This window comes from Streptomyces sp. B8-7, from assembly GCF_058833805.1.
This window is the reverse complement of record NZ_JBYRRL010000003.1, coordinates 547,779-560,552: the sequence shown is the minus strand read 5'-3', so window position 1 is coordinate 560,552 and position 12,774 is coordinate 547,779. Positions and strand designations below refer to the sequence as shown.

8 protein-coding genes are annotated in these 12,774 nt (G+C 75.7%); 1 reads left to right on the top strand and 7 read right to left on the bottom strand.

Annotated elements, in window-relative coordinates; translation table 11 throughout:
* Positions 1–7: 7 nt before the first annotated feature.
* The 3 genes from hemC to ligD form a co-directional block, all read right to left on the bottom strand.
* Positions 8–943, bottom strand: a complete 936-nt coding sequence (gene hemC, locus AC5K6T_RS17620; RefSeq protein ID WP_493210117.1) for a hydroxymethylbilane synthase — start codon at positions 941–943, stop codon at positions 8–10.
* A 215-nt stretch (positions 944–1,158) separates the two neighbouring features.
* Positions 1,159–1,935: an NPP1 family protein gene (locus tag AC5K6T_RS17615; protein ID WP_493210115.1), complete on the bottom strand. Its 777-nt coding sequence runs from the start codon at positions 1,933–1,935 to the stop codon at positions 1,159–1,161.
* A 134-nt stretch (positions 1,936–2,069) separates the two neighbouring features.
* Positions 2,070–3,050: a non-homologous end-joining DNA ligase gene (gene ligD / locus AC5K6T_RS17610; RefSeq protein WP_493210113.1), complete on the bottom strand. Its 981-nt coding sequence runs from the start codon at positions 3,048–3,050 to the stop codon at positions 2,070–2,072.
* Positions 3,051–3,544: 494 nt separating this feature from the next.
* On the opposite strand from ligD, the gene AC5K6T_RS17605 reads away from it, so the two are divergent.
* Entirely contained in the window at positions 3,545–4,012 is a 468-nt protein-coding gene (locus AC5K6T_RS17605) for a peroxiredoxin (protein ID WP_493210111.1), read from the top strand.
* A gap of 408 nt (positions 4,013–4,420) precedes the next feature.
* Here AC5K6T_RS17605 and AC5K6T_RS17600 read toward each other — a convergent pair whose 3' ends face one another.
* From AC5K6T_RS17600 to AC5K6T_RS17585, 4 genes are all read right to left on the bottom strand, one after another.
* Positions 4,421–5,044: an L-threonylcarbamoyladenylate synthase gene (locus AC5K6T_RS17600; RefSeq protein WP_493210109.1), complete on the bottom strand. Its 624-nt coding sequence runs from the start codon at positions 5,042–5,044 to the stop codon at positions 4,421–4,423.
* Between the two features lie 91 nt (positions 5,045–5,135).
* Positions 5,136–6,362, bottom strand: a complete 1,227-nt coding sequence (locus AC5K6T_RS17595; RefSeq protein WP_493210107.1) for a cytochrome P450 family protein — start codon at positions 6,360–6,362, stop codon at positions 5,136–5,138.
* A 213-nt stretch (positions 6,363–6,575) separates the two neighbouring features.
* Positions 6,576–9,188 (bottom strand): SpoIIE family protein phosphatase, encoded by a 2,613-nt coding sequence (locus AC5K6T_RS17590; RefSeq protein WP_493210828.1) that lies wholly within the window; start codon positions 9,186–9,188, stop codon positions 6,576–6,578.
* Positions 9,189–9,797: 609 nt separating this feature from the next.
* On the bottom strand, positions 9,798–12,608 hold the full coding sequence (locus AC5K6T_RS17585) for a PP2C family protein-serine/threonine phosphatase (RefSeq protein ID WP_493210105.1): 2,811 nt from the start codon (positions 12,606–12,608) through the stop codon (positions 9,798–9,800).
* Between the last annotated feature and the right edge of the window lie 166 nt (positions 12,609–12,774).

Sequence of the window (12,774 nt, the reverse complement as noted above, 5' to 3'; positions counted from 1 at the left end):
GGGCCGGTCAGTGGGGGATGCCGTCGATGAGTTCGCGGGCGCCCTGGCGGAGGAGGGCCACGGCGACCGAGGTGCCGAGGGTGGCCGGGTCGAGCGGGCCCGCCCATTCGTGGGCGTTCAGGCGGGTCTTGCCGTCCGGGGTGAACACGCAGGCACGCAGGGAGAGTTCGCCGGTGCGGTCGACCTGGGCGAAGCCGGCGATCGGGCTGTTGCAGTGACCCTGCAGGACGTGCAGGAACATCCGCTCGGCGGTGGCCTCCCGGTGGGTGGCCGGATCACCGAGGGCGCTCACCGCGTCGATCAGCTCCGTGTCCCCCTCGCGGCACTGCAGGGCGAGGATGCCCGCACCGATCGGCGGCATCATCGTCTCCGGCGGCAGCACCTCGCTGATCACGTCCCGCCGGTCGATCCGCTCCAGGCCGGACACCGCGAGCAGCAGCGCGTCGGCCTCGCCCGCGGCGAGCTTCTCCAGCCGCCGGTTGGCGTTGCCGCGGAACGGTACGCACTCCAGTTCCGGGTGGGTGGCGGCCAGTTGGGCCGACCGGCGGACGGACGAGGTGCCGATCCGGGTCCCGGCGGGCAGTTCGTCCAGGGTGAGCCCGCCCGGATGGACGAGCGCGTCGCGGATGTCGTCACGTTCGAGGAACGCGGCGAAGACCGTCCCGGCGGGCAGCGGCCGGTCGGCGGGCACGTCCTTGACACAGTGCACCGCCAGGTCGGCCTCCCCGGCCAGCAGTGCCGCGTCCACCTCCTTGGTGAACGCGCCCTTGCCCTCGACCCGTGACAGGTCGCCGAGCCACTTGTCGCCGGTGGTCCGCACGGGCACCACCTCGGTGCGCACACCGGGGTACCGGGCGGCCAGACCGGCGCGCACCCGCTCCACCTGGGCCAGTGCCATGGGCGAGTCACGGGAGACGATCCGGATCACAGCGGGAACGGACATGCCGCACACGATAGTGCCCCGCGCGGGCCCCCACGCGCACTTCCCCGTCCCGCCGCGTTCCGTCCGGTTTCCCGGTGCGGTCCACGCTCCGCGTGCTATCCGCGGGGTATCCGCGTGTATCCGCGTGTATCCGCGTGTATCCGCGGGGTATCCGCGGGGTAAGGGTGCACCGGAGTCCGCGGCCCCTCGCGGACCCGGACACCGGGTCCCGCGGCTCAGGCGTACGGGTCGAAGGGGATGCCCGACGGCTTCGCCCCGGCCAGGTGGGAGGCGAATGCGGAGTCCTTCAGACCGAAGTGGGCGCTGCCGAAGTCGTGGGCGACGAGCTTGTCGCGGAGGCCGGCGGGGTAGCCGTTCCAGCCGACCAGCGCCGGGTACTGCCAGGTGTGCCGGTGGTTCTCCGGCGGTTCGTCGCCGGAGCCGGCCGCGCGGAAGCAGTGGGTGCCGATGCCGTCCTTGTGGTAGACGACCTTCGCGTGGGTGCCCTCGAAGCGGATCTGCGAGGCGTTGTGCACGGTGAACGAGCCGTGGTTGGACGTGGAGACGTACTTCACCCGGTCGTCCTGCACCCACACCGCGACATGCTCCCAGTCGTGGCGGTGGCCGCCCAGGCCGATGAGGGGCAGCGCCTGGTCCTTCTCGAAGTACAGGGCGTAGAGGACGGCGCACCAGCCGTGGTTGCACTTGGCGCGCGAGTACCCGTTGGTGTTGTCCAGGTCCCAGGAGTCGCGGCACGAGCCGTTCAGGGCGCCGCTCGGCCTGAGGCCGCCGTTGACGGTGCCGTCGGGGCCGATGGCGGGCGAGGAGTAGCAGCCGTCGGTGTCGTAGTCGAAGGCGGGCTGGAACGTACGGTCCAGGCTGTCGGCGTTGCCGGGCAGCGCGGGCGGCGGCGCGGCCAGAGCGGTGCCGGGGAAGGCGACGACGAGGGCTGCGGCACCGGCCGCGCAGACGAGCAGTCTTCCGCGGTTCCTCTTGGACCTCTGTGACGACACTGCGTGTCCTCCTGACGTGTTCCAGCCGAACGGCTGTGGGGGGAAACGCAGTTCAGCTTGCCGCTGTTCGCCGCCCACGCCAAGGGCCGGTGGCCGTCCGCACGGTGAAGGGCCGTGTGACACGCCACGCCGTGTCACACGGTGCCGTCCGGCACGTCGGCGGCCGACTGCTCGGGGGCGAGGTCGGGCCGCAGCCGGAGCCACGACGGCTGGCGCAGCAGCCCGGAGCGGGTCCGGGTGCTGTAGCGGACCTCGCCGACCAGCCGGGGCAGCACCCAGCGGGCGCCGGGCACCCGCGGATCCGGGTCGAACGGGCACGCGTCGGTGGCCGCGGCGGCCAGCAGCGCGGCCAGGTCGGCGCGTTCGGCCTCGCTCCACCCGGTGCCCACCGAGCCGACGTAGCGCAGCCGGCCCGCCGCCCGCTGGCCCAGCAGCAGCGCGCCCGGCAGCCCGGTGAGCCGGCCCTTGCCGGGCAGCCATCCCCCGACGATCACGTCCACCGCCCGCAGGTTGCGGATCTTGATCCAGGAGCGGGAGCGCACCCCCGGCTCGTACACCGAGTCCAGCCGCTTGCAGACGAGGCCCTCCAGGCCGTGCTCCCGGGTGGCGTGCAGGGCTTCGGCGCCGTGGCCGACCAGTGCGGCGGGTGTCGACCAGTACGGGCCCTGGAGGGCGAGCCGCTCCAGCAGGGTGCGGCGCCTCCGGTAGGGCTGGCGCAGCAGCGGGTGCCCGTCGAGGTGCACCACGTCGAACAGGGCCAGGTGCACCGGCGTCTCGGCCGCCCTGCGGGCCGCCCGGGCCGGGGCGTGGGCGAGCCCCATCCGCGACTGGAGTGCCTGGAAGTCGGAGCGGCCGTCCTCGTCCAGGGCCAGCACCTCGCCGTCCAGGACCGCGGCCGTGCCGCCCAGCGCCTCGCCGAGGGCGCGCAGCTCGGGGTAGGCACCGGTGATCTCCTCACCGGAACGGGCCCGCAGCGCGACGCCGCCGTCCCCGGCGAGGTAGACCATCGCGCGCTGCCCGTCCTGTTTGGTCTCGTAGGCCCACTGCGCGTCCTGAGCGGCGGACGGCAGGGTGCCGGGCGTGGCGAGCATGGGGGCGATCAGCGGCAGGGTCACGGGTAATGGTGTCGACGCGTACCGGTCCCGGCATTCGCATCCTGCGACGGTTTCGCCTGATCGGCGCCCTCGGGGCGGGGGTGGGGCGGGGCCGTGCGGGGGCAGCGGGCGCGCCGGCCGGGTGGCCGCGGGTGCTGCTCGGGCCGGACCGCCCCGCGGGGCGGTCCGGCCCGAGGAAGGGGCGGGCGGGTGGCCGGGCGCGGTCCGCCCCGGGGCGGCCGTTCCGGGCGGACCCGGTCCCGTGCCGTTTCGCGGCCGGCTCCCGTGCCGTCCCGTGCCGTCCCGTGTCGTTTCGCGGTGGGATCCCGTGCTGTCCCGTGCTGTCCCGTGACGGCCGCCTGTGCCGCCCCGGTGCGGCCGCCGCCCGGTTCCGGTCCCCCGGAACCGACGGGCCGGCGCGGGTCTCGGCCGCACCGGCCGGATGTGGGCGCGGCCCGTACCGCCGGAACCTACCGTCCAGTACGATCGCGCGGCAGACCACCGGAGGAGGAAGCATGGCTGGACATCCCCAAGTCGGCGATGTCGTCGAGGACTTCGCGCTGCCGGACGAGACGGGCGCGACGCGCAAGCTGTCCGGGCTGCTGGCGGACGGGCCCGTAGTGCTGTTCTTCTACCCGGCCGCGATGACGCCGGGCTGCACCGCGGAGGCCTGTCACTTCCGCGACCTGGCCGCCGAGTTCGCGGCCGTCGGTGCGCAGCCCGTGGGCGTCAGCGGCGACGCCGTCGACAAGCAGGCGCAGTTCGCGGGGGCGCACGGGCTCGGGATGCCGCTGCTGTCCGACGCGGACGGTTCGGTGCGGGCCCTGTTCGGTGTGAAGCGGGGGTTCAGCCTGGCCCCGACCAAGCGGGTCACCTTCGTCATCGGCCGCAACCGGACCGTGCTGGAGGTCGTGCGCAGCGAGTTGCGCATGAGCGCCCATGCCGACCGGGCCCTTGCCGCCCTGCGCGGACAGACCGGCTGAGGCGCGGGCGGCGCGGGCGGCGGGCGGCCGCCCCGGCGCGGACGCCGGGCGCACCGGTCTCGCACGGCGTGCACGGCGGACGGCGCGCGACGGAGGCCCCGGGCGTCCCTCCTGCGGCGCACGTCAGGACGCGGACCGGACCGACGGACTCTCCCGCCCGGGGAGCGCCGCGATCCCGGACACGCCTCCGGAGCGGGCGGGCCGCCCCCGAGCCCACGGCCGCCTCCACCGGGAACAGCGGCGGGGCCGCCGCCGCTCGTGGGGAGGACCGGCGGGCGCGGACGGCAGGCCGGCCGAACCGGTGACGGGCACCGAGGCGGGCGGCCGGTGAACGCCCGTCGCGCCCGTCGCGCCCGCTGCGCCCGCCGCGCCCGGCGGGCAGTTGAGTGCCGCGGCGCGGTCCCCGGCCTACTGCTCGAAACGGGTGACGTCGCCCGCGCCCTCGCGGACGATCACGGCCTCGCCCGCCGAGAAGTCGATCACCGTGGTCGGTTCGGTGCCGCAGTCTCCGGAGTCGACCACCCCGTCCACCACATGGTCCAGCCGGTCCTTGATCTCCCAGCCCTGCGTCATCGGCTCGTCCTCGTCGGGCAGCAGCAGTGTGCTGGACAGCAGCGGCTCACCGAGCTCGGCCAGCAGCGCCTGGGTGACGACGTGGTCGGGGATGCGCACGCCGACCGTCTTCTTCCTGGGGTGCTGGAGCATGCGCGGCACCTCCTTCGTCGCCGGCAGGATGAACGTGTAACTGCCGGGCGTGGACGCCTTGATCGCCCGGAACACGTCCTTGTCCACCCGCACGAACTGGCCGAGCTGCGCGAAGTCCTGGCACACCAGGGTGAAGTGGTGCCGGTCGTCCAGCTTGCGGATGGCACGGATCCGGTCGATGCCGTCACGGCTGCCGATCCGGCAGCCCAGGGCGTAACAGGAGTCCGTCGGGTACGCGATGAGCGCGCCCGCGCGGACGCTGTCGGCGACCTGCGCGATGGTGCGCGGCTGCGGGTTGTCGGGGTGCACGTCGTAGTACTTCGCCATTGCCCGAGCCTATGCCCGGCGCGGGCGGCGCCCGCGCAACCGGGCAGTCCGACCGCCCCTGCCGCGTCCGGCCCGCCCGCCCCGCCCCGTGTCACCCCTCCAGCCGGACCGGCACCTCCTGCCAGCCGTAGGCCACGAAGGACGGCACCTGTCGCAGGTCCTCCTCGGCCGGCCGGATCGACGGGAAACGGCCGAACAGCGCGGGCAGCGCCGTGAGGGCCTCCAGACGGGCCAGCGGAGCCCCCACGCAGCGGTGCACGCCGACACCGAACGCCAGGTGGTCGTCCGACCCGCGCCGGGCGTCGAACACCCCCGCGTCCGGGCCGTGCCGTGCCGGGTCGAGCCCCGCGGCGGCGTACGTCGTGACGATGGCGTCACCGGCCGGAACGGTGACCCCCTCGACGGTGACGTCCTCGACGGCGAACCGCAGCGGCAGCGCGGCGATCGACGGATACACCCGCAGCGTCTCGTCGACGACCGCGTCCCAGCCGATGCCGCCCGCGCGGACGGCCGCGAGCTGCTCGGGACGGCGCAGCAGTGCCACCACGGCGTTGCCGATGAGGTTGACCGTCGTCTCGAAGCCCGCGCCGATCACCAGCAGCAGCGTGTGCAGCAGTTCCTCGTCGCTCAGCCTGCCGCCGTCCTCGTCGCGCACCCGGATCAGCTCGGAGGTCATGTCGTCGCCGGGGTGCGCGCGGCGGTGTTCGATCAGCGCGCCGAGCACCGTGCCGATCCTCTCCTGCACCGAGGCCGCCAGCTCCGGGCTCTGGTCGGAGGTGTCCATGATCGCGGCGACGAGGTCGCGCGTACCGTCCCGCAACGTGTCCGGGACACCGGCCAGTTCGCAGATGATGCGCAGGGGCAGGGGGTGCGCGAGGCCCGCCCGCACGTCCACCACGGCTCCGCCGCCCCCGGCCTCCGCCAGGTCGTCGAGCAGTTCCGCGGTGACCGCCTCGACCCGTGGCCGCAGCGCCTCGGTGCGCCGGTGGGTGAAGCTGGGCGCGACGAGCCTGCGCAGCCGGGCGTGGTCCGCGCCGTACGTGGAGAGCATGTTGACGACCCCCACCCAGCTCAGCACCCAGCTCCAGGACGGGTGCCGGGTCGCCTCGGGCCACGCGCTCCAGTGCCGCCGGGCGTCCTTGCTGACCCGGGGGTCGAGGATCAGCCTCCGGAGCACGGCGTGGCGGGTGGGGGCCCAGGCGGGGATCCCGCCGGGGAGTTCGACGGGCACGAGCGGTCCCAGCGCGCGCAGCCGGGCGCTCTCACCGGGCACGTCGGAGCCCAGCGGGTCGAGGGGGAAGCGGTCGGGCACGGTCACGGGGTCTCCAGCGGTGGGGAGGGGCAGGGGCGCCCCACAGCACCGTAGGCAGCCCGGCGGGGGGACCACCAGTACGCATGTCAGGCCGCGGAACGAAGGCATTCGGCCGGAGACCCCGGAGGGCGGGACGCTCGCGCCGGCGGGCTCCCGGACCGTGGCGGAGCCGGGTGCCGGGAGGGGAGCCCGCCGCGGGCCGGGACGGTCCGCCGGAGGTCAGGGCAGCGCCTGCTCCGCCCAGATCACCTTGCCCCGGGGCACGTAGCGGGTGCCCCACCGGTCGGCGAGCTGGGCGACCAGGAACAGCCCGCGCCCGCCCTCGTCGGTCATCGCCGCGTTCCGCAGGTGCGGGGCGGTGTTGCTGCTGTCGAACACCTCGCAGATCAGGGTGCGGTCGAACAGCATCCGCACCCGGATCGGCGACACGCCGTGGCGGATCGCGTTGGTCACCAGCTCGCTGAGGATCAGCTCCGTGGTGAACACCAGCTCCTCCAGCCCCCAGTCGGCGAGCTGCCGGGTGACCGCCGCCCGGGCCCCGGCGACCTCCGCCGGATCGGCGGCCACCTCCCACTCGGCGATCCGGTCCGCCGCCAGCGCCCGGGTGCGGGCCACGATCAGAGCGATGTCGTCGCCCGGCCGGGCCGGCAGCCGGGCGTCGACCACCGCCCGGCACGTCTCCTCCGGCGAGGGCCCCGCCCGCTCCAGCGTCTCCCGCAGCAGCTCCAGCCCGACGTCGATGTCCCGGCCCCGGTCCTCCACCAGCCCGTCGGTGTAGAGCACCAGCCGGCTGCCCTCCGGCAGTTCCACCTCGGCCGTCTCGAACGGCAGCCCGCCCAGCCCGAGCGGCGGGCCCACCGACACGTCCAGGAACTCCACCGTGCCGTCCGGCCGTACCACCGCGGGCGGCGGATGCCCCGCCCGCGCGAGGGCGCACCGCCGGGTGACCGGGTCGTAGACGGCGTACAGGCAGGTCGCGCCCGTCACCAGGGCGTCGCCTCCCTCGGCGGCCTCGTCCTGCAGCCGGGCCACCAGCTCGTCCAGCAGCCCGAGCAGTTCGTCCGGAGGCAGGTCCAGGGACGAGAAGTTGTGCACCGCCGTCCGCAGCCGGCCCATCGTGGCCGCCGCGTGCAGTCCGTGGCCCACCACGTCGCCCACCACCAGCGCCACCCGCGACCCGGACAGCGGCAGCACGTCGAACCAGTCCCCGCCGACCCCCGCCTGCGCCGGCAGATACCGGTAGGCGATCTCCAGAGCGGACTGCTCGGGCAGCGTGCGCGGCAGCAGGCTGCGCTGCAGGGTCACCGCCATCGTGTGCTCGCGGGTGTAGCGGCGGGCGTTGTCGATGGCGACCGCCGCCCGGGTGGCCAGCTCCTCGGCCAGCGCCCGGTCCTCCTCGTCGAACGGCTCGGGCCGCTCCGAGCGCCACAGCGTGACCAGGCCCAGCACCAGTGAACCGGCGCGCAGCGGGATCGTGATCAGCGAGTGGATGCCGTACTCCACCACCCGCCCGGTCCGCTCGACGTCCTGCCGGAGCCAGCCGTGCGCGTCGCCGAGCCGGGGTTCGACGACGGACTCGCCCGAGTCCAGCGCGCGGGCCTGCGGGGAGGACGCCACGAACCGGATCCGCTCGCCCACCGGGTACAGCGGTGCGTCCGCGCGCACACCGCTGGACGCCGTGCGGCGCAGCTCCGTCCCGGCCTGAGGCGGATCGCCTTCGAGGACCTCGTCGAACAGGTCCACCGTGACGTGGTCCGCGAGCCGCGGCACGGTCAGGTCGGCCAGTTCCTCGGCCGTACGGGACACGTCCAGGCTGCCGCCGAGCCGCACCCCCGCGTCGTACAGCAGGTCCAGGCGCTCCCGGGCGAGCTCCGCCCGACCGGACAGGGCGCGCAGCTCGGTGGAGTCGCGCAGCGTGGCCACACTGCCCGCCGGGCCGCCCTCCAGGTCGGTCGGCCGCTGGTTGACCGCCAGCAGGCGCTCGCCCGCCCGGTGCACCTCGTCCGTGGCGACCCGCGCGGAGGCCAGCAGCTCCGCGGTCTCCGGGGCCAGGCCGAGGTCGCGCACCTGCCGGCCCTCGGCGTCGGCGGGCAGGTCCAGCAGCCGGTGCGCCTCGTCGTTGGCCAGCAGCAGCTCGCCGTCCCCGCCGACGATCATCACGCCCTCGCGCACCGAGTGCAGCACGGCGTCGTGGTGCTCGTACATCCGGGCCATCTCGTCCGGGCCGAGACCGTGGGTCTGCCGCAGCAGGCGTCTGCTCACCAGCGCGGTCCCGGCCAGCGCCAGGGCCAGGGCGGCGGCCGCGGCGGACAGCACCAGCGGCAGCTGCTCGTTGGCCCGGCCGCCGACGTGCGCGGTGGTGATGCCCGCGGACACCAGGCCCACCACGGTGCCGTCGTCCTCCTTGATCGGGACGACGGCCTGCACCAGGCGCCCGATCGTGCCGTCGATCTCCTCGAGGACCGTGCCGCCGGCCAGGGCGGGCGCGATGTTCCCGACGAACTTCTTGCCGATGCGGTCCGGTTTGGGATGGCTGAAGCGGATGCCCTCGGTGTCCGTGACCACGATGAAGTCGACGCCGGTCGCCTTGCGGGCGGCCTCCGCGCTCGGCTGGAGGATCGCCGAGGGGTCGGGCGCGGCCAGCGCCGCCCGGGTGCCCGGCGCGTTGGCGAACGTCTCGGCCACGGCGAGGGAGCGGTTGCGGGCCTCGTTGCTCGTGTCCACCCGGCCCTGCAGCACCAGCGCCGCCACCGCGGCGACCACGAGCAGCAGCACGATGACGAACTGCAGCACGAAGACCTGTCCGGCCACGCTCCGGCCGCCGAGCCTCATCCGCAGCCCCGCGAGCGTGCCCGTCGTCGTCCGCCCGGCCGCGGTCCGGCGCCCGGACGGGCGCCCCGCGTGCCGCGCGCGTCGCTCAGCCATCGCGCGTGCCGGGACGGGTGCGGGCCGGCCCCGGAGCCGACGGGCCGGACGCGTGCCGGACCGCCCCACTAGCCGGACCATGAGCCATGTCTACACTCCCTAGCCACTTGAGGCGAGGGCCGCTGGGAAGGGCGACGGCGGACGGTGCCGTGCACGGCGGCGGCCTGCCGGAGGGCCGGCCCGGTCCGGCCCGGGTGCCCGCCCCCGGCCCGGGCGCCCCTCCCGTCCGTCCGGCCGTCCCCGGCCGCGGACCACCGCGGGGCGAGCCGTCCGGCGTCGGGCCACAGGGTGCCGTGCCCGGTGGTGCCGCGCCGTACGGCGGTCCGCCCACGGGTGCGGCGTCGTACGGGCGGGTGCCCGCCGGCACGCCTCGGCGCGCCGGGACGCGGTGCGGACGGCCGTCGCCCGACAGCGTGCCCCGCGGCGGGCCGCCCCGGGCCGGGCTGCCCCGCATCCGGCAGCCTCGCATCCGGCTGCCTCGCGGCGAGGCGCCCTCGATCGGGGTGTCGCGGGTGCTCATCGCTCACCTCCTCGCCCCGGCCCCCGGCCCTCCTCCGGCAGCGGCCCGTCCGGCCCGCTCGTCCCGCCGGTTCTGCCGGGCCCGCTGGTGCTCCTCGCCCCGCCCGCGTACCCCGCGTGCCCCGCCGCATCGGGCTCCGGCGTGTCCCCGCCGCGGCGGGCGGCGAGCAGCAGGGCGATGTCGTCGGGCCGGTCCACGGCGTGGCGCATCGTGGCGGTCAGCCGGTCCGCGACGGACGCCAGGAACCGCGCCTCGGGCCGCGCCGCGGGCGTGCCGGCCCGCGCCAGCGCCACCCGCAGGGCGCCGATCCCCTCGTCGATGTCGTGTCCGGGCCGCTCCACGAGTCCGTCGGTGTACAGCGCGAGGATCGCGCCGGGCTCCAGTTGCAACTCCACCACCGGATAGCTCGCGTGGGTGACGACGCCCAGCACGACCCCGACCGGCGTCTCCACCACCTCCGTGCGGCCGTCCGGGCGGCGCAGCAGGGGCGGCGGGTGTCCGGCCCGGGCGATCCGGGTCAGGCCGGTCGCCGGGTCCAGCCGGACGTAGCAGCAGCTCGCGAACTGACCGGGGTCCAGGTCGATGAGCAGCCGGTTGGTGCCGCTGAGCACCTGCTCGGGAGGCCGGTCGTCGAGCGCGAACGCGCGCACCGCGCTGCGCAGCTGGCCCATCGTCGCCGCCGCCTGCACACCGTGCCCCTGTACGTCGCCGATGACCAGCGCCACCCCGTCGCCCGCCTCGACGACGTCGTACCAGTCCCCGCCCACGTCCATCCCCGCCGTGCCCGGCAGATAGCGCCCCGCCGTCTCCAGCCGCGGATGGGCGGACAGCCGGCGCGGCAGCAGGGCCCGCTGCAGGCCGCGGGCGAGCGCGGCCTCGCTGTCGTAGCGCTGGGCCTTCTCCATGGCGTGCGCGATCAGGCCGGCGAGCGCGGTGAGTACGGTGCGCTCCTCCGGGGAGAAGCTGCGCGGCCGGTCGAAGCCGAGGATGCACGAGCCGACCGGGCGGCCCGAGGCGATCAGCGGGAGGAAGGCGCGGGCTCCCTCGGAGGCGTCCAGCGCGATGCCCGGATAGGCGGCGGCGATCTGCTGCATCGAGTCGAAGAACAGCGGCTGCCCCGTGGTGAGCGTCTCCACCCCGGGCAGGTGCTCGTCGAGGCCCACCCCCTCGTACGGAGCCAGGAAGCCTTCCGGGAAGCCCGTCTCCCAGGCCAGGTACAGATGCCGGTCCTGGAGCAGGTAGATGGCCAGACGCCGGCCGCCGAAGGCGGGCAGCAGCTCCTGCATGACCACCGAGGAGACCTGGCGGGCGGTGACGGCCTCGGTCAGGGCGATGGCCAGGGCGATGGGACGGTAGTGCGGCGTGGGCGGCTGGGGCTGCGCCGAAGCGGCCGGTTCGGGCGAGGGCTTGCGGGCGGGCAGCAGCGGAAGAGTCGGCTCCGCGTCCGGCGCGTGGGCCGGCCCGGCCGGCTCGCGCCGCGCGTCCTCCCGGTCCCCGGCCGCCTCGGTGCCCTCGGTCGCCGCCTCCACCGCGTGGACCGCCTCCGCGGCCGAGCGGGACAGCGGCCCCGGGCCGAACGCCGCCGGGGGCACCGGTCCCGGGGCGTGGGTGGCCAGGGGCGCCGCCTCCGTGGGCGGGGCGGGCGCCTCCGCCATCCGGCTGGCCGACACGGCGGTGCAGGTCAGAAGGTCCGGACCGGGCCGGATGGACAGTGCCAGCCAGTCACCCTCGTACGGCTGCGCGCCGGACTGCGCGGGCCGCCGCACATGGAAGTGCACCGACTCCCGGGCCAGGAGCGCGGCGCGCAGATGGTCCTCGCACACCGGCTGCTGGAGCCACGGCACGGCCTCCCACAGGGCCCGCCCGACGAGCCGGTCGCGCGCGGAGCCCAGCAGCCGGGCGGCCTGCGGGTTGGCGTAGACGACGACCCCCAGCCGGTCCAGGCAGAACACCCCCTGCGGCAGGTGCTCGGCCGCCGCGTCGGTCATCGGGTCCGCCTCCAGCACCACGCCGGCCACCAGGCGCGCGCCCGACGAGGGCCGCAGGTCCACCATGCGCATCGCGCCGTGCGTGATCCGCACGGGCAGCGGGCGAGCGGACGTACGGCCCCGGGCGGTCTCCCGCATCCGGGCCAGCAGCCGCAGTGCGTCCCCCTGGTCCAGGGAGCGCCCGAGCGCGTCGACCGGGCCCGGCAGGTCCTGGGGCGCCAGTTCCAGCAGCGCCCGCGCTCCCTCGTCCGCAGTGACCAGGTCGGCGGCCGGATCCCAGGTGAAGCGGCCGACCCGGGCGGTGCCGAGCCGGGCCGAAGGGGGGCGCAGGCACAGCGGATCCTGCTCCCACACGGCCGGGGTGCCCAGACGCACCAGCGTCTCCATCCGCTGGCCGAGCGCGTCGGCGAGGCCGGTCAGCCGGTCGCGTTCGGGCAGCATCTCGGTGATGTCGGCGACGGCCGGCCGCAGTGTCGTCAGCACGCCGAGCACCGACCCGCCGGCGGTGACCGGCAGGGTGACCGAGCCGAGCGGCAGCGGCAGCGCGGCCGCGAGCTGCGGGTAGCGGCGCATCGTCTCCGTCGCGTTCGGCAGCACGACCTGCACACCGGAACGGAAGGCGTCGGCGACCGGGAAGTGGCGCTCCACGTGCAGCCGCCACCAGGGCCGGAACAGCGGACCCGGCAGCCCCGCCAGCACGGCGAGCCGCAGCACCCCCGGCGCCCCCGAGCGCAGGTACACGCCCGCGACCGTCCCGCGGACCGCGCTGATCGCCTCGGTCGTCACCTCGGCGAGCAGGGCGGCCAGGGGTCTCGGCATCCTGCTGCTCCCGCTCTCGGCGCTCCCAGTCATCGGCCCTTACCTCATCGGTTCCCTGCCGCGCAGGGGACACAGCCAGAATGCGCCAGGACCGCGCCGCGGCGCACCTGGGAAGCCCTGCACGGATCCCGCCCAGGTGGCCTCCGCCGGCCGGCCCGCGCTCCCG

Excerpts from the sequence above, each read along its gene's own strand:
- AC5K6T_RS17600 (WP_493210109.1), bottom strand. The coding sequence starts at position 5,044 with ATGGCGAAGTACTACGACGTGCACCCCGACAACCCGCAGCCGCGCACC.
- AC5K6T_RS17585 (WP_493210105.1), bottom strand. The coding sequence starts at position 12,608 with ATGCCGAGACCCCTGGCCGCCCTGCTCGCCGAGGTGACGACCGAGGCG.
- hemC (WP_493210117.1), bottom strand. The coding sequence starts at position 943 with ATGTCCGTTCCCGCTGTGATCCGGATCGTCTCCCGTGACTCGCCCATG.
- AC5K6T_RS17605 (WP_493210111.1), top strand. The coding sequence starts at position 3,545 with ATGGCTGGACATCCCCAAGTCGGCGATGTCGTCGAGGACTTCGCGCTG.
- AC5K6T_RS17590 (WP_493210828.1), bottom strand. The coding sequence starts at position 9,188 with ATGAGGCTCGGCGGCCGGAGCGTGGCCGGACAGGTCTTCGTGCTGCAG.